At 66.8% G+C, this 21,214-nt stretch carries 19 protein-coding genes; 3 read left to right on the top strand and 16 right to left on the bottom strand.

Annotated features, from left to right (window positions below):
* From trhO to FJQ54_RS00300, 4 genes are all read right to left on the bottom strand, one after another.
* On the bottom strand, positions 1-987 hold the full coding sequence (gene trhO / locus FJQ54_RS00315) for an oxygen-dependent tRNA uridine(34) hydroxylase TrhO (RefSeq protein WP_235890244.1): 987 nt from the start codon (positions 985-987) through the stop codon (positions 1-3).
* 13 nt (positions 988-1,000) lie between these two features.
* Entirely contained in the window at positions 1,001-1,339 is a 339-nt protein-coding gene (locus FJQ54_RS00310) for a hypothetical protein (RefSeq protein ID WP_140926230.1), read from the bottom strand.
* 220 nt (positions 1,340-1,559) lie between these two features.
* Complete coding sequence (locus tag FJQ54_RS00305; protein WP_140926216.1) at positions 1,560-2,438, bottom strand: pirin family protein; 879 nt, start codon at positions 2,436-2,438, stop codon at positions 1,560-1,562.
* A gap of 97 nt (positions 2,439-2,535) precedes the next feature.
* Complete coding sequence (locus FJQ54_RS00300; protein ID WP_140926214.1) at positions 2,536-2,946, bottom strand: MerR family transcriptional regulator; 411 nt, start codon at positions 2,944-2,946, stop codon at positions 2,536-2,538.
* An 81-nt stretch (positions 2,947-3,027) separates the two neighbouring features.
* Here FJQ54_RS00300 and FJQ54_RS00295 point away from each other — a divergent pair, with 81 nt between their 5' ends.
* The gene (locus FJQ54_RS00295; RefSeq protein WP_140926212.1) at positions 3,028-5,511 is read left to right on the top strand and encodes a heavy metal translocating P-type ATPase; all 2,484 of its coding nucleotides are present in this window, start codon (positions 3,028-3,030) and stop codon (positions 5,509-5,511) included.
* A gap of 603 nt (positions 5,512-6,114) precedes the next feature.
* On the opposite strand, the gene FJQ54_RS00290 is transcribed toward FJQ54_RS00295, so the two are convergent.
* From FJQ54_RS00290 to cyoA, 7 genes are read right to left on the bottom strand one after another with little or no spacing between them, the layout of a single operon-like run.
* Positions 6,115-6,645 carry a response regulator transcription factor gene (locus FJQ54_RS00290; protein ID WP_140926210.1) on the bottom strand — a complete coding sequence of 177 codons (531 nt, stop codon included), beginning with the start codon at positions 6,643-6,645 and terminating at the stop codon, positions 6,115-6,117.
* The gene (locus FJQ54_RS00285; protein WP_140926208.1) at positions 6,642-7,946 is read right to left on the bottom strand and encodes an ATP-binding protein; all 1,305 of its coding nucleotides are present in this window, start codon (positions 7,944-7,946) and stop codon (positions 6,642-6,644) included. The genes FJQ54_RS00290 and FJQ54_RS00285 overlap by 4 nt, the downstream gene beginning before the upstream one ends.
* Positions 7,943-8,641 (bottom strand): SURF1 family protein, encoded by a 699-nt coding sequence (locus FJQ54_RS00280; RefSeq protein ID WP_140926207.1) that lies wholly within the window; start codon positions 8,639-8,641, stop codon positions 7,943-7,945. Before FJQ54_RS00280 ends, FJQ54_RS00285 begins: the two co-directional genes overlap by 4 nt.
* The gene (gene cyoD / locus FJQ54_RS00275; protein ID WP_140926206.1) at positions 8,638-9,012 is read right to left on the bottom strand and encodes a cytochrome o ubiquinol oxidase subunit IV; all 375 of its coding nucleotides are present in this window, start codon (positions 9,010-9,012) and stop codon (positions 8,638-8,640) included. Before cyoD ends, FJQ54_RS00280 begins: the two co-directional genes overlap by 4 nt.
* Positions 9,009-9,635 carry a cytochrome o ubiquinol oxidase subunit III gene (gene cyoC / locus FJQ54_RS00270; RefSeq protein WP_140926205.1) on the bottom strand — a complete coding sequence of 209 codons (627 nt, stop codon included), beginning with the start codon at positions 9,633-9,635 and terminating at the stop codon, positions 9,009-9,011. Before cyoC ends, cyoD begins: the two co-directional genes overlap by 4 nt.
* A 3-nt stretch (positions 9,636-9,638) precedes the next feature.
* Positions 9,639-11,648, bottom strand: a complete 2,010-nt coding sequence (gene cyoB / locus FJQ54_RS00265; protein WP_140926203.1) for a cytochrome o ubiquinol oxidase subunit I — start codon at positions 11,646-11,648, stop codon at positions 9,639-9,641.
* A gap of 16 nt (positions 11,649-11,664) precedes the next feature.
* Positions 11,665-12,825 (bottom strand): ubiquinol oxidase subunit II, encoded by a 1,161-nt coding sequence (gene cyoA, locus FJQ54_RS00260; RefSeq protein ID WP_140926201.1) that lies wholly within the window; start codon positions 12,823-12,825, stop codon positions 11,665-11,667.
* A gap of 126 nt (positions 12,826-12,951) precedes the next feature.
* Here cyoA and FJQ54_RS00255 point away from each other — a divergent pair, with 126 nt between their 5' ends.
* Positions 12,952-14,274 (top strand): MFS transporter, encoded by a 1,323-nt coding sequence (locus FJQ54_RS00255; protein ID WP_140926199.1) that lies wholly within the window; start codon positions 12,952-12,954, stop codon positions 14,272-14,274.
* Positions 14,275-14,304: 30 nt separating this feature from the next.
* Here FJQ54_RS00255 and FJQ54_RS00250 read toward each other — a convergent pair whose 3' ends face one another.
* Positions 14,305-14,598: a putative quinol monooxygenase gene (locus FJQ54_RS00250; RefSeq protein WP_140926197.1), complete on the bottom strand. Its 294-nt coding sequence runs from the start codon at positions 14,596-14,598 to the stop codon at positions 14,305-14,307.
* 57 nt (positions 14,599-14,655) lie between these two features.
* Entirely contained in the window at positions 14,656-15,330 is a 675-nt protein-coding gene (locus FJQ54_RS00245) for a DsbA family protein (RefSeq protein WP_140926196.1), read from the bottom strand.
* Between the two features lie 60 nt (positions 15,331-15,390).
* On the opposite strand from FJQ54_RS00245, the gene FJQ54_RS00240 reads away from it, so the two are divergent.
* Positions 15,391-17,112, top strand: coding sequence for an N-acyl-D-amino-acid deacylase family protein (locus tag FJQ54_RS00240; protein ID WP_140926194.1), 1,722 nt, complete (start codon positions 15,391-15,393; stop codon positions 17,110-17,112).
* 266 nt (positions 17,113-17,378) lie between these two features.
* Here the strand turns inward: FJQ54_RS00240 and fdxA are convergent, their stop codons facing one another.
* From fdxA to FJQ54_RS00225, 3 genes are all read right to left on the bottom strand, one after another.
* Positions 17,379-17,717 (bottom strand): ferredoxin FdxA, encoded by a 339-nt coding sequence (gene fdxA, locus FJQ54_RS00235; RefSeq protein WP_140926192.1) that lies wholly within the window; start codon positions 17,715-17,717, stop codon positions 17,379-17,381.
* Between the two features lie 103 nt (positions 17,718-17,820).
* A complete protein-coding gene (locus FJQ54_RS00230; RefSeq protein ID WP_328592155.1) occupies positions 17,821-18,141 on the bottom strand; it encodes an RNA-binding S4 domain-containing protein in 321 nt (106 codons plus the stop codon).
* A 21-nt stretch (positions 18,142-18,162) separates the two neighbouring features.
* The gene (locus FJQ54_RS00225; RefSeq protein ID WP_140926190.1) at positions 18,163-20,715 is read right to left on the bottom strand and encodes a helicase-related protein; all 2,553 of its coding nucleotides are present in this window, start codon (positions 20,713-20,715) and stop codon (positions 18,163-18,165) included.
* Positions 20,716-21,214: the final 499 nt, after the last annotated feature.

The following is a 21,214-nucleotide window of genomic DNA, read 5'->3' as shown; positions in this document are numbered from 1 at the left end:
TCACTGCGAAACGAGCTTGCGATTTGCTGTCTGGCGTGTTGCCAGCCCTTCCGCGCGGGCACCGATATGCGCCGTGCCGCGCGCTTTGGCGAGTTGTTCCTGCCGGTCGCGTTCGGCATAGCCTGCGCGCTGGGCTTCCGTGCGCACCGCATGGCAGGCCGGGCAGCTGACGCCGGAGACGTAGAGCGGCGATGCCTGATCCGCGCTGCTCACCGGCCGACGACAAGCGTGACAGAGCACATGCGTCCCGGCTTCCAGCCCATGGCCGACCGCGACGCGCTGGTCGAACACGAAGCATTCCCCTTCCCACAGGCTCTGTTCGGCAGGGACGGTCTCCAGATATTTCAGGATTCCGCCCTGCAGGTGATAAACCTCCTCGATGCCCTCGGCCTTCAGGAAGGCCGTCGATTTCTCGCAGCGGATGCCGCCGGTGCAGAACATCGCGATTTTCGGCGGACGGCCCGATCCCAGCAGCCGCTCGCGTTCGGCGCGGAACCATGCGGGAAAATCGCGGAAGCTGGCTGTCTTCGGGTCGATCGCACCGGCAAAGCTGCCGACCGCGACTTCATAATCGTTGCGCGTGTCGATCACGATCGTCCCCGGCTCGCTGATGAGGGCGTTCCAGTTCTGCGGCGACACATAATGCCCAGCCCCCGTCAGCGGATCGATCCCAGGCTGGCCCATCGTCACGATCTCGCGCTTCAGCCGAACCTTCATGCGATGGAATGGCATCGTCTCAGCGGCTGCGTATTTGACCTCCAGGTCGCCGAACCCCGGCAGGCCGCGGATGAAGGCAAGGACGTTTTCGATTCCATGCTCCGATCCGGCGATCGTGCCGTTGATCCCCTCGCCCGCGAGCAGCAGCGTACCCCGCACGCCCCCGGCGTCGCACACGCGCGCCAGTTTGCGGCGAACCGCGTCGCAATCGTTCAGCCGGGCGAATTTATACAGCGCGGCGACGCGAATGGAGGGAGGTGAGCCAGTCACGAAAGCAGGGCCTTCAGCGCTGCTTCTTCGCAATGGTCGCGGTGAAGTCCGGATCCTTGTTCGCCACCCAATCCACGAATTTGCGCACGTTCGGATTGTCCAGCAGGCCCGCCACATCCATCCCGTGGCGCTGCAGTTCGGAATTGGTGAAATTGCTGATCAGCGTCTGCTGGCAGATGCCGTGCATCGGCACGACATCGCGACCCCCGCGACTTTTGGGCACGGGATGGTGCCAGACAATGGTCTTGCCGGTCGGCCGGCCGCAAAGCCAGCAGAGCAGGGGCGCTGCCGCCGCCTCGTCTTCGGGCGGCAGATGATCATAGGGATCGTGTTTCGAACGCTTGCGGGCCATGTGTCGCTTCATCTGACTTGGTTTCGGTCGGCTTATAGCGACACGAACCGTGTGGACGCCAACGGTGATTGAAAGACCGGAAGCTGCCTTGTGTTCAGACGCTGCCGGTCACTTCAACAGCCCCGCTTCGGGCTTGAACGGGGCGGCCCAGAGGCCTGACCGGCCCCGACCAACGCGAAAAGCCCGGCCCCCGTGGGTGTGCGGGGGCCGGGCCGTTCTGTTAGGCAGCGGCGGCGAACTTACCGCTGTTGAAGTCATCCACGGCCTGGCGGATTTCCGCCTCGCTGTTCATCGCGAACGGGCCATAGCCGACGATGGGCTCGTCGATCGGCTCGCCGGTCAGTACCAGCAGGGTGGTGTCGCCGTTGGCGTGGATGTCGATGCCTGCGCCTTCGCGGCTCAGCAGCAGCACTTCCGCCTCTCCCGCTTCCGCCCGCGCGCCATCCGCGCCGGACACGGAGATATGCCCGGACAGCACGACAAGCATCGCATTATGCCCCTCGGGCAGCTCCAGCCGCAGATCCGAATCCGGCGTGAGCCGCAGATCCCAGACGTTGATCGGCGTGAAGGTCTTCGCCGGGCCTTTGGTGCCGTTCAGCTCACCCGCAATGATCCGCGCCGTGCCCGCGCTGCCGGGCAGGTCCGCCACCGGAATGTCGGCGGAGGTGATGCCCTGATAGCCGCCGGGGGCCATCTTGTCCTTCGCGGGCAGGTTCACCCACAGCTGCACCATGCGGAACGGCCCGCCGGTTCTGGCGAAGGCCGGGGCATGATATTCCTCGTGCAGGATGCCGCCGCCCGCCGTCATCCACTGGACATCGCCGGGGCCGATGATGCCGCCGTTTCCGGCGGAATCCTTATGCTCCACCATGCCATCATAAACGATGGTCACGGTTTCGAAGCCCCGGTGCGGATGCTGGCCCACGCCGCGCCGTTCGCTGGTGGGTTCGAAATAATGCGGGCCGCCATAATCCAGCAGCAGGAACGGGCTGATGCGCAGCCCAAGGCTGTTGTAGGAAAAGAGCGAGCGGACCGGGAACCCATCGCCCACCCAATGGCCGCGATTGTTGCCGTAACGGCCGAGAATTTTCTTGCTCATATCAGGTCTCCGAAGGCGGCCTTCGTGAACGAGGCCGCCGCTTGGGTTCCCAGATAGGGTTGCGATGGCCCGTGCAAAAGGCTCAGCGCCGCGCCCGTCAGTGCGGCAGCGGCTCCAGCGCTTCGACGATGCGACAGGTGGAAACCGATCCGCTGTGGCTTTGCCCGACGATGGATTGCAGTTCCTGCTTCAGCGCCATCAGGTCGGCGATCTTCGCATCCACCGCGCGCAGATGTTCGCGCGCGATCAGGTCGATGGCGTCGCAGGGCTGGTTGCGATCATCGGACAGCGACAGCAGCGCCCGCACCTGATCCAGCGAAAAGCCAAGATCGCGCGAGCGGCGGATGAACGACAGCCGACCCAGATGCGCGGGGCCATAGGCGCGGTAATTGCCTTCCGTGCGCGAAGGCTCGGCCAGCAGGCCGATCTTCTCGTAAAAGCGGATGGTTTCCACCTTCGTGCCCGTCGCGCGGGCGAGTTCGCCGATCTTTATGGCACCTGCCTTCATGCCGCTTGACCCTGTAGTGGCTACAGGGTCCATAGCGGCGGCCATAACGAGTCGCCCCTATGGCGGCAACAGGAACAGGCCATGACGGACAGACTGAAGATCGACATTCCCGTGCTGCTGCCAGAGGTGTCCGACGCGGCGGACGCCTGCGTGGGCCGGCTGATCGCGGAGCTGAAAGGCCATCGCGGTGTGGAGGATGTGCATGTGGCGACCGCCCCCGGCGGCGGGGCGCTGCTGTGCATCCATTATGATCCGGACGGCATCGGCCTGTCGCGCATCCGCGAACTGGCGGAGGCGGCAGGCGCGGAGGTGACGCACCGGGTGGGCCATCTGCTGTGGCAGATGAAAGGCCCGCTGCACCCGCGCCGCGCCCGCACCATCGCCGACAGCTTGCGCGAGCGCCCCGGCATTTTGGAAGCCAACGCCAATGGCGCGGGTGCGCTGAGCATCGAATATGACCGCCGCATCACCTCTGAGCCGGTGATCCGCGACGAACTGGCCCGGCTGGACGTGCACGACGTGGCAGAGATCGCCCCGGCGGACGGGCATGAAGGGCATGATCATGGCCCGCACGGCCATGCCGAGCATAAGGGTGGCGACCATGGCCACAGCCACGATCATGGCGGCATCTTCGGTTCCGCCGGCGAACTGATCTTCGCGCTGGCTTGCGGGGCGCTGCTGATCGCGGGCTTCATGATCGAAAAGCTGCTGCCCGCAGCACCCGGCTGGCTGCCCATCGCCTGCTATATCGGCGCTTACCTGTTCGGCGGCTTCTTCACCCTGCGAGAGGCGCTCGATAATCTCAGGCTGAAGCGGTTCGAGATCGACACGCTAATGCTGGTGGCCGCCGCCGGGGCTGCCGCGCTGGGGGCATGGGCGGAAGGGGCGCTGCTGCTGTTCCTGTTCAGCCTTGGCCATGCACTGGAACATTATGCGATGGGCAAGGCCCGCACCGCCATCGAGGCGCTGGCAAAGCTGGCCCCGGAAACGGCGATGGTGAAGCGCGGCACGGAGCTGCTGGAACTGCCCGTGGCGGAGCTGGAGGTGGGCGACATCATCGTCGTCCGGCCGGACGAGCGGCTGGCCGCCGACGGCTTCGTGGTGAACGGGCACTCCGCCGTGAATCAGGCCCCGGTCACGGGCGAAAGCATCCCCGTGGACAAGCGGCCGGTGGAAGACGCCGCGCTGGCGCGCGCGAAGCCCGATCTGGTGGCCGGCCAAAGCCGGGTGTTCGCGGGCACCATCAACGGCAGCGGCGCGCTGGAAATCGAAGTCTCCCGCAAGGCCAGCGAATCCACCCTCGCCCGCGTGGTGCGGCTGGTGGCAGAGGCGGAAACCCGCCGCTCCCCCACGCAGCGCTTCACGGACCGGTTTGAGCGCATCTTCGTGCCCGCCGTGCTGGCGCTGGCGGTGCTGCTGCTGTTCGCATGGGTGGTGGTGGATGAGCCTTTCCGCGACAGCTTCTACCGGGCGATGGCGGTGCTGGTGGCCGCCAGCCCCTGCGCGCTGGCCATCGCCACGCCCAGCGCCGTGCTCTCCGGTGTGGCGCGGGCGGCGCGCGGCGGCGTGCTGGTGAAAGGCGGCGCGCCGCTGGAATTGCTTGGCGCGCTGGACGCCATCGCCTTCGACAAGACCGGCACGCTGACAGTGGGCGAACCGCATATCCGCTCCGTGCTGCCCGCCCCCGGCGTCGCCGAGGAGCAGCTGCTGGCCGTCGCCGTCGCCGTCGAGCAATTGTCGGACCATCCGCTCGCCCGCGCCATCGCGGCGGACGGGCGGGCGCGGCTGGCGGGCGCGGCGATCCCCGCCGCCGCCAATCTGCGCAGCCTCACCGGGCAGGGCGTCTCCGCCGAGGTGGCGGGCGAGCCGGTGCTGATCGGCAAGGCTGAGATGTTCGGCGCGGGCGACATCCCGCCGCTCTCGCTCGAAATGCAACAGGCCATCGCCACGCTGCGCGAGGCCGGGCAGACCAGCATGGTGGTGCGCCATGGCACCCGCGATCTGGGCGCGATCGGCCTGATGGACACGCCGCGCCCCGAAGCCCGCGCCGCGCTGGAACGGCTGCGCAAGATCGGCATCCGCCGCATGATCATGATCTCCGGCGATCATCAGAGAGTCGCCGAAAGCATCGCGAAGGATGTCGGGCTGGACGAAGCCTGGGGCGACCTGATGCCCGAGGATAAGGTGGACGCCATCCGCAAGCTGCGCGGCGAGGGGCTGGTGGCGATGGTGGGAGACGGCGTGAACGATGCCCCCGCCATGGCCAACGCCAGCGTCGGCATCGCCATGGGCGCGGCCGGATCCGACGTGGCGCTGGAAACCGCCGACGTCGCGCTGATGGCAGACGACCTCTCCCACCTGCCATTCGCCGTCGGCCTCAGCCGCCACACCCGCAGCATCATCCGGCAGAACCTGTTCGTCAGCCTCGGCGTGGTCGCCCTGCTGGTACCCGCCACCATAATGGGGCTGGGAATCGGCCCGGCGGTGGCGCTGCACGAAGGCTCCACCCTGCTGGTGGTGCTGAACGCGCTGCGGCTGCTGGGGTGGAAAGAGCGGAGGGTGTGAGGGGCGGAGGGGTTTTTGCGCGCCGCGCGGCCAAGGGCTCCGCCCTTGGAACCCGGCAGGGAAATGATTTCCCTGCACCCTCAATATTAGCGTTGCGTCCCCAACTCCAGCGCCATGCGGGTGATCAGATTCGATTGCCTGCGGCGCTACGCAGACTCTCTCTCCCCGCTGGGGAGAGAGTTGGAGAGAGGGGAGCAACGCTGGGCCTGATCCATCAACCTCTACACCCCTCCCCAACCTCCCCACCCGCTCAGCCTGAGCCTGTCGAAGGCCCCTGAGAAAACCCACCACCCTCTCCACAACCACAACCGTCACCCCGGACCTGATCCGGGGTCCAGCTTTCCACCCGCAACGTTGCCGAAGACCAGCTGGACCCCGGATCAAGTCCGGGGTGACGTGTGGGGAGGTGGGTGGAACACGCCCCAAAGCGCCGCCGGCAATAAACTCCATCCTCACGCCAAGCGGATGGCCCCCACCCCAACCCCTCCCCTGAAGGGGAGGGGCTACAAAAAAGTTCGGGGGTGCAGGGGCGTCACGCCCCTGCCGGGTCCCGGGCAGCGCCCGGGCCGCCGGAGGCCAACTGCGCTCCCCGCGACACTCCGCTTACCGAACCTGCCGCTTCTCCAGCTTCCGCGCCAGTGTCCGCCGGTGCATGCCCAGCCGCCGCGCCGCTTCTGAGATGTTGAAATCGGTTTCCACCAGTGTCTGGTGGATATGTTCCCATTCCAGCGTTTTGATGGAGGATTGCCGCCCGTCCACGGGGGCGTCCGGGTCTCCGCCGTCGCGGGCGAAGGCGGCTTCGATGTCGTCGCTGTTGGAGGGTTTGGCGAGATAATGGTCTGCCCCCAGCTTGATCGCTTCCACGGCGGTGGCGATGCTGGCGAAGCCGGTGAGGACGACGATTTTCATCGCGGCATCGTGCGCGCGCAGTTGTTGCACGCAGACGAGGCCGGAGCTGCCGCCCAGCTTCAGGTCCACCACGGCGAAGCCGGGGCGGTGGCTGCGCAGCAGCAGCTCCACATCTGCGAGGCCCGAGGCGTGCAGCACCCGGTAGCCGCGCCGTTCGAACGAGCGTTGCAGGGTGCGGGCGAAGGCGTCGTCATCCTCCACGATCAGCAGCAGCGGCTGGGTCATGCTGGAACCTCCCGGCCCGCCAGCCCGGCCAGCGGCAGGCTGATCCTGACCAGCGCGCCGCCTTCCGCGCGGTTGGCCCCTGTCACGGCCCCGCCCAGCTTGCGGATCACGTTCACCAGCAGGAACAGCCCCAGCCCGCCGCCGGGTTTGCCCTTGGTGGAGTGATAGGGGCGGCCGAAGGCGCTCAGCATCTCCGGCGTGAAGCCCGGGCCGCGATCCGATATCTCCAGCACCAGCATCTCCCCTTCGATCATGGCGTGGATGCCCACCCAATCGGGCGAGACGTCCAGCGCATTGTCGATGGCGTTTCCGATCACCTGCCGCAAGGCCGGGTCTGCCAGCATCGGCGCGTCGTCGCCCAGCCGGTCTGTCCAGGCGATGGAGCCATAGCGCCGGTCTGCCCGCCATTCATTGACGATGGCCACCATGAACTGCCGCGCGCTGGTGGGCTGCGGGGCGATTCCGCGCGCTTCCCCGGCCGAGGCGAGGATGCCGCTGACGATGGCCTTGCAGCGGGCGATGGCGGCCGTCATGTCGGCCAGATCCTCCTGCATCTCGTGGTTGCCGGAGAGGAGCGGCAGCTTCTTCCAGTCCCCCACGAGCACCGCCATCGAGGAGAGCGGGGTGCCCAGTTCATGCGCCGCGCCCGACGCCAGCAGCGCCATGCGGACGATATGATCTTCCTCTGCCGCGCGCTGGCGGCTGGCGGCGAGCGCGGCGTCGCGATCCGACAGGTTGCGGCTGACGCGGGTGACGAAGGCCACCAGCAGCAGCGCCACCATGGCGAAACAGACGAGGCTGCCCAGCAGATACAGCTCCATCGGCTGCGGCGCCCAGCGCGGCGGCAGCGCCAGCGGTTCGGTGGTGAGCGCCAGCAGCAGCAGCGCCAGCAGCGCGGCGGCCGTGATGCCCCATGCCGTGGCGGGCTTCAGCAGCACGGCGGCCAGCACCACCTGCAGCAGGAACAGGTAAACAAAGGGATTGGTCATCCCGCCCGTCAGGTGCAGCTGCCATGCGAGCGCGGCGACATCGACCAGCAGCGCCACGGTCAGCTCGGTGTTGGAGACATCCTGCCGCCGGTAGAGCACCGGCAGCGTGCCGATGTTGATGGCGGCAAGGCCGATGGGGGCCAGCAGCAGCGCGCCCACCGGCAATTCGATGCCCATCACCCGCTCGACGAGCAGGATCGTCAGCAACTGCCCCGCCACCGCCAGCCAGCGCAGCTGGAGCAGCAGCCGCATGTTGCGCCGCCCGGCGTCTGCGTCCGCCGAGGTGATGGCGCGGATGGGCCAGCGCTTCATATCCGCCGCCGCCAGACCAGAAACGCCCCGCCCAGCGACATCAGCGCCATTGCGAACCATGTGAGCGCGTAGGACATATGGTTGTCGGAAAAGCGGATCACCGTGAGGCCGCCGACGGGATCGCCGGGCGCGGCTGCGGGATCGCGAGCAGCGTCGATGAAATAAGGCGCGACGTTCGAAAGGCCATGCGCGGCGGCAATGGCGGCGACGTCACGGGAATACCAGCGCCCGGTGGCGGGATCGTTGCGGCGCAGGAAGCCGCCATTCGGCTCGGTGAGCCTGAGCAGGCCGCTGACCGACACCTCGCCTGTCGGCACGGCGGGCGCGGCGCGCTTTGGCACGAAGCCCCGGTTGATGAGGATGACGCCATCCGCCGTTTGCAGCGGGGTGAGCAGCCAATAGCCGCCGCCAAGCGCGGTGACGGCCTGAACGAAACTGTCTTGCCCTGGCAGGTAGCGGCCTGCCGCGCGGACGTTCAGATAGGCGTGGCTGTCAGCGGTGATGCGTGGCCACTGCGCGGGGCCGGGGGCCTGCACCGGCGCGGCATGGGCGCGGGCATCCACTGCGGCGATCAGCTCATGCTTCCACTCGCGGCGCTCCAGCTGCCAGACGCCCAGCGCGACGAACAGCCCTGCCAGCAACAGCAGGGCCGCCACCGGCCACCGCCGCCCGCCTGCGCGGGCCGTGGAACTCACGGGATTTGCCGCATCTCTTCCATGGAGGGCATCATGTTCGTGTTCAGATGGTACATAACCCACAGCGAACCGCTCAGCATGATGACGACGACGATGATGGTGAAGACAAGCGCCGTCAAAGTCCAGCCGCCTTCGGATTTGCCGTTCATGTGCAGGAAGTAGACCATGTGCACCACGATCTGCACGGCAGCGAATGCCATCACCAGAACCGCCGTCACATCGTTCGCCAGCGGCCGCGCCATCACCAGCCAGAAGGGAATGGCGGTGAGGATCACGGACAGGACAAAGCCGATCACATAATCGCGTAAGGAGCCGTGGGCGGTGCCTTCGTCATGCCCGTGGTGGGCACCATGGTCGTGATTGTCGCTCACCGCAGCATCCCCATCAGATAGACGAATGTGAAGACGCCGATCCAGATGACGTCCAGAAAGTGCCAGAACAGGCTGAGGCACATCAGCCGCCGCTGGTTCGCAGGCTTCAGGCCGAAGCGGTTCACCTGCACCATCAGCGTGACGAGCCAGATCAGGCCGAACGTCACGTGCAGCCCGTGCGTGCCCACCAGCGTGAAGAAGGCGGAGAGGAACGCCGAGCGTTGCGGCGTCGCCCCCACATGGATCAGGTGGTGGAACTCGTACAATTCGATCGAGAGGAAGGCGAGGCCGAACAGGCCGGTGATGGCCAGCCACAGCAGCACCTTCTGCTTATCGCCCCGCACCATCGCCAGCATCGCAAAGCCATAGGTGATGGAGGAGAACAGCAGCATCGCCGTGTTCAGCGCCACCAGCGGCAGATCGAACAGATCCTGCGGCCCCGGCCCGGCCGCCAGATTGCCGCCCAGCACGGCATAGGCCGCGAACAGGATGGCGAAGATCAGGCAGTCGCTCATCAGGTAAATCCAGAAGCCCAGCATGGTGCTGCCGCCTTCGGGATGATCATGCTCGTGCAGATCGTAATAATGCGCCGTCAGTTCGGCGGGGGTGCTTGTGCTGCTCATGGTTCAGGCCCCCACGGTTGCGAGCTGGCGCGTGCGCGCGGCTTCGGTTTCGGCCACGGTTTCAACCGGGATGTGGAAGTCCCGCTTGTAGTTGAACGTGTGGTAGATGGCATAGCCCACCAGCCCCACAAAGCTGAGGATCGCCAGCCACCACATATACCAGATCAGCGCGAAGCCGCAGACGAGGCTGAGCGCCGCCAGCACCACGCCCGTGCCGGTGTTCTTCGGCATGTGGATGGCGCGGAAGCCGTCCAGCGGGCGCTTCACGCCAGCCTGCTTCATCTCGTGCCAGGCATCCAGCCCATGCACCACCGGCGTGAAGGCGAAGTTGTAATCCGGCGGCGGGGAAGATGTGGCCCATTCCAGCGTGCGGCCGTTCCACGGGTCCCCGGTTTCGTCGCGCAGTTCGTTCCGCTTCCAGATGGAAACCGCGAACTGCACCAGCATCGCCCCGATCCCGGCGGCAATGATCACCGCGCCGATCCCGGCGATGATGAACCAGATTTGCAAGGACGGATCATCGAACACCCGCATCCGCCGCGTGACGCCCATCAGGCCCAGCACATAGAGCGGCATGAACGCCAGCCAGAAGCCGACAACCCAGCACCAGAAGCTGATCTTGCCCCAGAACATATCCAGCTTGAAGCCGAAGGCCTTGGGCCACCAGAAGTTGATCGCCGCGAACAGGCCGAACAGCACGCCGCCGATGATCACATTGTGGAAGTGGGCGATCAGGAACAAGGAGTTGTGCAGCACGAAGTCGGCCGGGGGCACCGCCAGCAGCACGCCCGTCATCCCGCCGACAACGAAGGTCAGCATGAAGGCGACAGTCCACATCATCGGCAGATCGAAGCGAATGCGGCCGCGATACATGGTGAACAGCCAGTTGAACAGCTTGGCCCCGGTGGGGATCGAAATCACCATCGTCGTGATGCCGAAGAAGCTGTTCACCGACGCGCCCGAGCCCATGGTGAAGAAATGGTGCAGCCAGACGACGTAGGAGAGGATGGTGATAACAACGGTGGCGTAGACCATGGAGGTATAGCCGAACAGCCGCTTGCCCGAGAAGGTGGCGGTGATTTCGGAAAACACCCCGAACAGCGGCAGGATCAGGATGTAGACTTCCGGGTGGCCCCAGATCCAGATCAGGTTCACATACATCATCGGGCTGCCGCCGAAATCATTGGTGAAGAAGTTCGTCCCCACATAGCGATCAAGGCTGAGCAGCAGCAGCACGCCCGTCAGCACCGGGAAGGAGGCGACGATCAGCACGTTGGTGCAAAGCGACGTCCAGGTGAACACCGGCATGCGCATCAGGCTCATCCCCGGCGCGCGCAGCTTGATGATCGTGACGATCAGGTTGATGCCGGAAAGGGTGGTGCCCACGCCCGCGATCTGCAGCGCCCAGATGTAATAATCCACGCCGGACGCCGGGCTGTAGGCGATGCCGGACAGCGGCGGATAGGCAAGCCAGCCGGTCTGCGCGAATTCGCCGACGAACAGCGACATCATCACCAGCACCGCGCCAGCCGTCGTCATCCAGAAGCTGAAATTGTTGAGGAACGGGAAAGACACATCCCGCGCGCCGATCTGCAGCGGCACCAGATAGTTCATCAGCCCCGTGACGAACGGCATCGCCACGAAGAAGATCATGATCACCCCGTGCGCGGTGAAGATCTGATCATAATGGTGGGCGTTCAGATAGCCTTCTGAGCCGTTGAAGCCCATCACCTGTTGCAGCCGCATCATGATGGCGTCCGCGAAGCCGCGCAGGAACATCACCAGCCCCAGCACCATATACATGATGCCGATTTTCTTATGGTCCACGCTGGTGAACCAGTCGTTCCACAGCATGCCCCACAGCTTGAACTTGGTGATAAGCGCCAGCACGGCAGCGCCGCCGATCACCACGGCGATGAAGGTGGCGACGACGATCGGCTCGTGCAGCGGCAGCACGTCCAGCGTGAGCCGCCCGAAGATCGGGCTGATGGCAGTGGGTTCGGGGGCGGACATTGCGGTCACGGCCTTTTTAGAAACGGGAGGGAATGGGGGAGAGCGCAGCCGAGACTGCACCAGCGCGCAGGGCCAGACCGGCCCCGATCAGCGGCGCGAGATTCACCGGATCTGGCAGTTCGAACTCGTGCGACGGCACCGGCCGCGTGTCGCACATGGCGGCGACCATGAAGCGCGCAGGCCGCGCCCCATCGGTGCCGCGCGCGGCGAACTTGTCGTGCGACAGCTGCGCGACATTATAGGCGCCCGCGAGGCCGAGGCCGCCCTTGGCGTCAATCGCCATCATGTCGTGCTGGCACATCTTGCCCGGTTCCACGCACAGGTTCACCACGGCGTCGAACAGCCCGCGCTCCACCTGCCCGAAGTGCGTCACCGGCACATTCTCGCTGGGCTGTTCCAGCTTCAGATAGGCCGCGCGGTCCAGCGTGACGGCGGTGCCGCGCACCGTTTCCACCCAGCTGTCGAAATCGGCATTGCTCAGGCCGCGCGCGTCGAAGCGCATGCCGGAGAAGCCCGCGCCGCTGTAATTGGCGGAAAAGCCACGGAAATTGCCGGGGCGGTTGAACACCGCATGCAGCTTGGTTTCCATCGCCGGCATCGCGTAAATCTGCCCGGCAAGCGCGGGCACATAGAAGCTGTTCATCACCGACGAGGAGGAGATGCGGAAGCGGATCGGCCGATCCACCGGGGCGACCAGCTCGTTCACGGTGGCGATGCCCTGTTCGGGGTAGATGAACAGCCATTTCCAATCCAGCGCGACCACCTGCACTTCCAGCGGCCGCACATCGGCCGCCACCGGCTGGCCCGGCGCGGTGCGCGCCAGCGGGCGATAGGGATCGAGCAGGTGGGTGCCCACCCATGTCAGCGCGCCCAGACAGATGATAATCAGCAGCGGCGCGCCCCAGATCGCCAGTTCCAGCTGGGTGGAGTGGCTCCACTCCGGCTCGTAGCGGGCTTCTTTGTTGTCGGCGCGGTATTTCCACGCGAAGAAGATGGTCAGCGCCATCACCGGCACGATGATCAGCAGCATCAGCAGGGTGGAAATCACCACCAGATCGCCCTGCTGCTGTGCGACGTCTCCCGCCGGGTTCAGCACGATCATGTCGCAAGCCGACAGCAGCGGCGTGAGCAACAGCACAGGCGTAATGCGCCGCGCAAGACGGGAAGAGTGACTCATAGGCGGCGCGCCTAACCTCGTGCTGCAATGCAGCACATAGGACATTTTGCCCAATCCCCTTATGACGCGGCAAAGACAAAGGGGGCCACTTGTGCCGCCCCTTGTGTGGGCCTGCAGGGTATTTTCATGACGGCGACAGCAGCAGAACGCGACGCGCGCGAAATCAACGATGCCGCCCATGGCGGCGGCCACCGGGTGGAGCCGGGCGAAATCGCTGTGGGCGTGGTGATCGGCCGCGCCTCGGAATTCTTCGATTTCTTCGTTTACGCCATCGCCTCTGTGCTGGTGTTCCCGAAGGTGGTGTTTCCCTTCCTCGATCCGCTGACGGGCACGCTGGTGTCGTTCGCGGTGTTCGCGGTCGCCTTCGTGGCGCGGCCCGTGGGCACCTTCTTCTTTACCGCCGTCGATCGTCGTTACGGGCGCGGCACCAAGCTGACGGCGGCGCTGTTCCTGCTGGGCGGGGCGACGGCGGCCATCGCCTTTCTGCCGGGCTATGAACGGATCGGCATCGCCTCTGCCGTGCTGCTGGTGCTGTTCCGCGCCGGGCAGGGCGTGGCGCTGGGCGGCTCATGGGACGGGCTTGCCTCTCTGCTGGCGCTGAACGCGCCGGCGGGCAAGCGCGGCTGGTATGCCATGCTGCCGCAACTGGGCGCGCCCATCGGCCTGATCATCGCCAGCCTGTTGTTCGCCTTCCTGATCCATTCGCTTCCGGCGCAGGATTTCCTCGATTGGGGCTGGCGCTATCCTTTCTTCGTGGCGTTCGCGATCAACGTGGTGGCGCTGTTTGCGCGCCTCAGGATCGTGGTGACGCCGGAGTACACCCATTTGTTCGAAGGCCGCGAGCTGGAGCCTTCGCCCGTGGTGGAAACCGTGCGCGCGCAATGGCGGGTGATCGCGGCCGGGGCGTTCGCCCCGCTCGCCAGCTTCGCCATGTTCCACATGGTGACTGTGTTTCCCCTTTCATGGGTGTTTCTGTTCACCACCGAACCGCCGGTGCGCTTCCTGATGATCGAGGCGATTGCCGCGCTGTTCGGGATCGCCGCCATCATCGCCTCCGGCCTGCTGGCGGACCGTTTCGGCCGCCGCACCGTGCTGGGGGTTTCGGCCGCCGCCATTGCCGCCTTCTCCGGCTTCGCGCCACAGTTGCTGGGGGCAGGGCAGGGCGGGGAAATCGCCTTCATGCTGACGGGCTTCGTGCTGCTGGGCCTGTCGTTCGGGCAATCCTCGGGCGCGATTTCGTCCAGCTTCCCGATCCGCTATCGCTACACCGGCTCGGCGCTGACGTCTGACCTTGCGTGGATGTTCGGCGCAGGGTTTGCGCCGCTGGCGGCGCTGCTGCTCTCCTCCGAGTTCGGGCTGATCTCGTCGGGGGCGTATCTGCTGTCGGGCGCGGTGGGCACGTTGATTGCGCTCTGGCTGAACCGCAACCTCGCGCGCACCATCGAATAGGGGATAGGCGGGCGCTTCGCCCGCCGCCCTTCAGCCCACCGTGTCCAGCAGTTCCAGCTCCGGTGCGCCTGCCAGAACCGCGCCCAGCGCCGGGCCTGCGCCACGGAAATGCGCGGAGTCCCGGTGGGCGGCGATGGCGGCTTCATCGGCATAGACTTCCAGCACCTTGTAGGTATCCGCCTCGGTGCGGCTGCGCGTCAGCTGATAGACGAGGTTGCCCGGCTCATTCGCCCGCACCGCCTGTGCCAGCGCGGTGAAGGTCGCTTCGAACTCCGCGGCCGTTCCCGGCTTCACCCGGATGGTTGCGATCACAGCGATGCCCATATCTCTCTCCCTCATTGCCTCGCGCCCCGGATAGCCGGAACGCCGGGCCGGGCCATCCTATCCTTTCAGGGTGCCAGATTCCGTCAGCTTTCGCGCGCGGTCGAAGGCGCGGCGGAACTCGCGTTCCGAAACCGCGCCGCGCAGCAACAGGCGGCCGATCACATGGCCGGGTGTTCCGCCCAGCCCCAGCGAGAAGGCGTGGAAGGCATTGCGCGCCAGCATCCCGTCGATCCGTTCGCCTTCTGTCGCCAGAGTCTCGCGCAGCCGCGCCACCGATCCGCCTGCCGCCGTCAGCGCCGCTTCGGCCGCCGCGCCATCGGCCCGGCCGCCGGGCATCAGCGCCTCATGCACCGGTCGATACAGCCCCTGCGCATCCGCCGCGAGCGCGCCGCGCGCCGCTGCCCGGCTGTCGTCGCCGAAGATCGGCCAGTCGAAGCTGCGAATCGCCACGCCACCATCTGCCACCACAGCCGCTGTCATTTCCGGGTGGGCGCGGCGGCAGGCACCGCAGTTATAATCGGTGAACAGAAGCAGGTGCAGGTCTGCGCCCGCCGGTCCCCAGCCGGGGCGCTGTTCCGCCTGCACGGCCTCCAGCGTGGGGGAGAGCGGGATCGGCTCCCCCACGGGCCGGGTGGCGCGCAACGTCAGCAGCGCTGCGCCACCTGCGCCCAGCAGGCCCGCCAGCACCAGCGCATCGCGGCGGGAGACATCGGGGCGGGAGACTGGGCTCATCGCTTCGCCAGCTTGACGGGCGCGCGGATCGGGCGAGGATACAGGCGGGGAGAGACAGACATGTTCGACATATTGATCCGCAATGCGACGCTCGTCGATGGCACGGGCGCGCCACCGCGCCGGGCAGACGTCGCCGTGAAAGACGGGCTGATCGCCGAAGTGGGCGAGATCGACAAGCCCGCCTCGCGCAGCATCGACGCGCAAGGGCTGCTCGTCACGCCCGGATTCGTCGATATCCACACCCATTATGACGGGCAGGCGAGCTGGGATCCGCTGCTCGCGCCCACCAGCCTGAACGGGGTGACATCGCTCGCGATGGGCAATTGCGGGGTGGGCTTCGCCCCGGCCCGGCCAGACCGACACGACTGGCTGATCGCCCTGCTGGAAGGGGTGGAGGATATTCCGGGCACCGCGCTCGCCGAAGGGCTGACCTGGGATTGGGAGAGTTTTCCCGACTATCTGGATGCCCTTGGCCGCCGCCGCTTCGCGCTGGACGTGGCCGCGCACCTGCCGCACGCGGCGCTGCGCACCTATGTGATGGGGGATCGCGGCGCGGACCATCAGGCGCACCCGACAGCGGCCGAAATCGCCGAAATGGCCCGGCTGACGGAGGAGGCGCTGGCGGCGGGCGCGCTGGGCTTCACCACCAGTCGCACCATGGTCCACCGCAGCCGTTCCGGCGAGAATATCGGCACCCTGGAGGCGGGCGAGGCCGAACTGCTGGGGATCGCGGCTGCCATGCGGCGCGCGGGCAAGGGGGTGATCCAGCTGATTTCAGATGCCTATCTGACGGCCGATGACGAATTCGCCGCGCGCGAGCTGGACCTGATCGAGGCGATGGCCCGCACCAGCGGCCGACCCCTTTCCTTCACGGTGCAGCAGACGGACGACGCGCCGGACCGCTTCCGGCAGATTTTCGACCGGGTGGCGCAGATGGTGGCGGACGGGCTGGACGTGAAATGCCAGATCGCGCCGCGCCCCATCGGCGTGGTGCAGGGGCTGGAAGCGACGCTGAACCCCTTCCTGTTCACCCCGGAATGGCGACGGATCGGCGCGCTGCCGCTGGCGGAGAAGGTGGCCGAACTGGGCAAGCCCGATGTCCGCGCCCGGCTGCTGGCGCAGCATGCGGAGATCCGCCCGGACGGCTTCGGCGCGCTGATCGCGCACGGGTTCAGCCGGATGTTCCGCATGTCGGATCCCGTCGATTACGAGCCTGCGGCGGAGCGGTCCGTGGCGGCCGAAGCCGCGCGGGCGGGGATTCCGGCCGCTGACTATATGCTGGACCTGTTGTGCGAGGACGCCGGGCACCGGCTGCTCTACATGCCACTGATCAACTATGCGCGCGGCGATCTGGGCGACGTGTTCGACATGCTTTCGGCCCCCAACACGCTCTATGGCCTGTCTGACGGCGGGGCGCATTGCGGCACCATCTGCGACGCCAGCTTCCCGGTGAGCACCATCGGCATCTGGTGGAAGGGCAACAAGGCGGGGGCCAGCATCCCGCTGGAACAGCTGGTGCATGGGCTGACGCAACGCAACGCTCGCCATGTTGGCTGGCTGGACCGGGGCGTTGTTGCGCCCGGCACCCGCGCGGACCTGAACCTGATCGACCTGGACGAGCTGTCCGTGCCGCCGCCGCGCATGGTGCATGATCTGCCCGCGGGTGGCGGGCGGCTGCTGCAACGGCCGCGCGGAATCCTGATGACGCTGTGCGCGGGGGTGGTCACCTTCGAATATGGCGAGCCGACGGGGGAACTGCCGGGTCGGTTGTTGCGGGGGTAGGGACTTTGCCCGGCCCTCTCCACACGTCGCCCCGGACTTGATCCGGGGCCCCGCTTTCTACTCCAGCGTTGTCGAAGGCCAGTTGGACCCCGGATCAAGTCCGGGGTGACGTTGAGGTCGTGGGGAGGTTGGCGTTGGGCCGCTCCGCCAATTTTGAGGGTGCAGGGAAATCATTTCCCTGCCCGCCGGAGGCGAAGTCCTGCCCGCCGGAGGCGAAGTCCTGCCCGCCGGAGGCCGCTACTCTGTCCGCCAGCGCGCCCCCGAACTCAGTTCCCCGAACCGGGGTTTTCGGAAAACTCGCTGTCCAGCTTGTTGGGCTTGCCCTTCCACTCGTCGGCGTCTGCGGGGGAGTCGCCTTTGACGGTGATGTTGGGCCATTCGGCGCTGTATTTGGCGTTCAGCTCGACCCATTTTTCAAGGCCGGGTTCCGTATCCGGCACGATGGCTTCGGCCGGGCATTCCGGTTCGCAGACGCCGCAATCGATGCACTCATTCGGGTTGATGACGAGCATATTCTCGCCTTCGTAGAAGCAATCGACCGGGCAGACTTCCACGCAGTCCATATATTTGCAGCGGATGCAATTGTCGGTGACGACATAGGCCATGGGTCTGCCCCCTTTGGAACTGTTTCTGATTGCACGCAGCGCTAGCTTGGCGGCGGCGGGCGCGTCAACCGGCTGATGTATTTTGCCCGAACAACTGTGGCTTTCACGCCGGTTGCAGCTCCGCGAAACCCGGGTGGCGGGCGAGGTGGGCCGTGGGCGCGGGGAGCAGCGGAGTGTAGAGCATCCGCGCTTCGGTGGAGGGGCCGCGCCGTTCGGTGAGGGCTTCCACGCGCACGGCGATGACATGATCGCCGTTGGGGAAGGAGAGGACGGCGCCGGGGCGGACGGTGGAACAGCTTCGGTCTATCACCCGTCCGTCCAGCCGGAGACGCCGGCTTTCGCAGAGTTTCTGGGCTTCGCTGCGGGAGGCGGAGAGCCTTGAAAACCACAGCCATTTGTCGATGCGCATGCCCCGTTCATACACCAAGCGGCAGTCTCCTCTTGATCAAGAGCGCGTCTCCCCGGATCTGGTGAGCAGGGCGCTCAGGTTGGCGAATGGATTGGCGGGATTGCTGGCGGCCGCGCCGGGCTTGCGGTGCTGCCGGGCCTTGCGTTCGGGGGCGAAGGCGAAGCCGCCCTTGCCGGTACGGAAGCCGAGCGCCGCCATCAGGATTTCGAAATCGCGCGGCCGCAGGCCCAGCGAGGAGACCAGCTCCGGGTCCGGCTGGAAGCCGGTGCCGCCTGCCTTGCTGGCGAGGCGCTGGGCGTGCAGTTTCTGCGCGACGCGGTCTGCCATGTCCACGCGGACGGCGAAATCCTGAAAGGCCCAGAAGCCCGCCACCGCGTAGAAGCCGGGCGGGGCGGCTGGGTCGGTGCGGAGCGAGGTGAGGCCGGGGCGCGGCGGCTGCGGCATATGCCCCACGCCATTGGCGACGCCCCACAGCGCCAGCCGCCAGCGGGTGGCTTCGGGGCGCAGCGCCTGCGCGGCGAACACATGGGTGACGCCCAGCCGCACACCCGCGCGGGCGAGCGCGGCGCGATCCTCCCGCGTGAGGCTGGCGATGAGCGAGGCGACGGCGGCGCGCGGCAGGCTGCCCATCGTTTCCGTCAGCTGCACCACCAGCCCGCGCGCGGGCGGGGAGAGGCCGGGCTTCAGCGCCTCCAGCCGGGTGAGCGCCTGCAGGTGGCGGCCCTTGGCCTGATTCGTCCACGCCGTCAGGCGGGCGAGCACGCGGGCGCGGGCGTCTGCGGGCAGGCTGTCGAGGCTGCGGTCCAGCTCGATGCGGGGGTTCAGCGTGTCGCGACCCTTGCGCAGCGCGGCGACGCGGGCCCCGCGCCAGATCAGCCGGGGCGGCATGCCGCCTTCGAATGAGAGGGCGAATTCGCCGTCCGGCGCGGCGGCCAGCGCCTTGGCGCGGGCGATCAGTTCCGAAGCGAGGCGGCGTTCGGCGGATGCCAGCAGCAGCTTTTTCTCGCCCGCGCGGGCGGAGGGATCGGGCAGGAAGGCGAAGCCGTTCAGCGTGCCGATGATCGCGCCATCCACCAGCACGGAGCCGTCCGGATCGACTTCCACGCCCAGATCGGGATCGCGCAGCTTCAGGTCGCGCAGCAGCACGGCGGTGCGGCGATCGACGAAGCGCTGGGTCAGGCGCTGGTGCAGCGCGTCTGACAATTTGTCTTCCACCTGCCGGGCCTTTTCCGCCCAGCCCTGCGAATCCTCCAGCCAGTCTGCCCGGTGTGACACATAGGTCCATGTGCGGGCGGCGGCGATCCGGTCTGACAGGGTGGCGATGTCGCCCGCTACATTGTCCAGCACGGCGAGTTCAGAGCGGATCCATTCCGGCGGTAGATGGCCATGGCCTTCCGTCAGGTGGCGGACCATGCGGCCGACGAGGCGGGCGTGCGCCTCTGCCCCGGTGCGGCGGTAATCGGGCAGGCCACAGGCGGCCCAGATGCGTTGCAAGGCAGGGCGGCCTTGCGCGCGCTCCATCAGCCAGGGTTCGCCGGAGAGGATTTTCAGCACCTGCAGATCGATGGCGTCGTCCCCGCGCCAGAGGTCGGTGGAGCTGGGGGTGGCCTCAAGGCTCATCATCAGCCGGTGCAGCGAGGCGAAATCCAGCCGGGCGTTGCGCCACACCAGCCCTTGCAGCGGGGCGAATTCATGGGCCTGAATGGCTTCGATCTCGGCTTCGGTGAAGGCGGGGCTGCCGCCTTCATCTGCGCGGCCCAGTTGCACCGTGCCAAAGCTGCCGTCGCGCTGGTGGCGGCCGGCGCGGCCGGCGATCTGCGCCATTTCGGCGGGGCGCAGGCGGCGGTGGCGGCGGCCATCAAACTTGGAGAGCGAGGCGAAGGCGACATGGGCGATATCCATGTTCAGCCCCATGCCGATGGCGTCTGTCGCCACCAGATAATCCACCTCGCCCGATTGATAGAGCGCGACCTGCGCGTTGCGGGTGCGGGGGCTGAGGCCGCCCATCACCACCGCGGCCCCGCCCTTATGGCGGCGGAGCATTTCCGCCAGCGCATAGACATCCTCTGCCGTGAAGGCGACGATGGCCGAGCGCGGCGGCAGGCGGGAGAGTTTCTTCGGCTCCGCCCATTCCAGCTTCGAAAAGCGCGGGCGGTTCACGATCTGCGCATCCGGCAGCAGGCGGCGCAGCACCGGGCGCAGGGTTTCCGCGCCGAGGATCATGGTTTCGGCGGTGCCGCGCAGGTGCAGCATGGCGTTGGTGAACACATGGCCGCGTTCCGGGTCCGCGCCCATCTGCCCTTCATCGATGGCGACGAAGGGGAAGGCGCGATCCGTCACCATGGATTCGGCGGTGCAGAGGAAATAGCGCGCGCCGGGCGGGATGATGCGTTCTTCGCCGGTGACGAGCGCGACTTGTGGCGCGCCCTTCAGCGCGACGACGCGATCATAGACTTCGCGCGCCAGCAGCCGCAGCGGGAAGCCCATCATGCCGCCGGTATGGGCGCACATGCGTTCGACGGCGAGGTGGGTTTTCCCCGTGTTGGTGGGGCCGAGGACGGCGGTGAGTTCGGCCCCGAGCCTCGTCACGCAGGCAGCCCGGGAAGCGTTCCGCAACCGGAACGGGAAGCTGCCAGCCGGTGATCCGATCCGGGCGACCCGGCCCCCTTTGCGGGTGAACCGGCCGGATGGGAAGCCTGAGTGCGAATGTTCGCTCTCCCACCAAATCCTACCCAGATATGGTGGCATGTTGCGATGCGGCACGCAAGAGATGGTTTTTTGACAGGCTGGATTGCCGATCTGGCTTTCTGCGCGTGCCGCCCGGATTCAGATTCGGTTCATCGGCTTGCCGGGGCGGTTCGTCGCAGCGGCGGGGAAGCCTGAACGGGCACAGGTTGACCCGGCGGGCAGGAAGATTCAGGGTTCGCATCCAACAACTTATCGCAACCGGCCGGAACAGGTCGGGCAGTGTTGGGGCCGCCCCCTCGCTGAAACTGGTTCGGGTTCGGGGCATGAAGCCCCGTTATGAGGGGTCGTTCAGGGTCAGTGATGCAGGATTATCACACCCGTTCCGCACAATTTGCTCCGG

Source organism: Sandaracinobacter neustonicus (assembly GCF_006385875.1).
GTDB classification, from domain to species: Bacteria; Pseudomonadota; Alphaproteobacteria; order Sphingomonadales; family Sphingomonadaceae; genus Sandaracinobacteroides; species Sandaracinobacteroides neustonicus.
This window is presented reverse-complemented; position numbering and strand designations above follow the sequence as displayed.

Excerpts from the sequence above, each read along its gene's own strand:
- FJQ54_RS00310 (WP_140926230.1), bottom strand. The coding sequence starts at position 1,339 with ATGGCCCGCAAGCGTTCGAAACACGATCCCTATGATCATCTGCCGCCC.
- FJQ54_RS00305 (WP_140926216.1), bottom strand. The coding sequence starts at position 2,438 with ATGAGCAAGAAAATTCTCGGCCGTTACGGCAACAATCGCGGCCATTGG.
- FJQ54_RS00300 (WP_140926214.1), bottom strand. The coding sequence starts at position 2,946 with ATGAAGGCAGGTGCCATAAAGATCGGCGAACTCGCCCGCGCGACGGGC.
- FJQ54_RS00295 (WP_140926212.1), top strand. The coding sequence starts at position 3,028 with ATGACGGACAGACTGAAGATCGACATTCCCGTGCTGCTGCCAGAGGTG.
- FJQ54_RS00290 (WP_140926210.1), bottom strand. The coding sequence starts at position 6,645 with ATGACCCAGCCGCTGCTGCTGATCGTGGAGGATGACGACGCCTTCGCC.
- FJQ54_RS00285 (WP_140926208.1), bottom strand. The coding sequence starts at position 7,946 with ATGAAGCGCTGGCCCATCCGCGCCATCACCTCGGCGGACGCAGACGCC.
- cyoC (WP_140926205.1), bottom strand. The coding sequence starts at position 9,635 with ATGAGCAGCACAAGCACCCCCGCCGAACTGACGGCGCATTATTACGAT.
- cyoB (WP_140926203.1), bottom strand. The coding sequence starts at position 11,648 with ATGTCCGCCCCCGAACCCACTGCCATCAGCCCGATCTTCGGGCGGCTC.
- cyoA (WP_140926201.1), bottom strand. The coding sequence starts at position 12,825 with ATGAGTCACTCTTCCCGTCTTGCGCGGCGCATTACGCCTGTGCTGTTG.
- FJQ54_RS00255 (WP_140926199.1), top strand. The coding sequence starts at position 12,952 with ATGACGGCGACAGCAGCAGAACGCGACGCGCGCGAAATCAACGATGCC.
- FJQ54_RS00250 (WP_140926197.1), bottom strand. The coding sequence starts at position 14,598 with ATGGGCATCGCTGTGATCGCAACCATCCGGGTGAAGCCGGGAACGGCC.
- FJQ54_RS00245 (WP_140926196.1), bottom strand. The coding sequence starts at position 15,330 with ATGAGCCCAGTCTCCCGCCCCGATGTCTCCCGCCGCGATGCGCTGGTG.
- FJQ54_RS00240 (WP_140926194.1), top strand. The coding sequence starts at position 15,391 with ATGTTCGACATATTGATCCGCAATGCGACGCTCGTCGATGGCACGGGC.
- fdxA (WP_140926192.1), bottom strand. The coding sequence starts at position 17,717 with ATGGCCTATGTCGTCACCGACAATTGCATCCGCTGCAAATATATGGAC.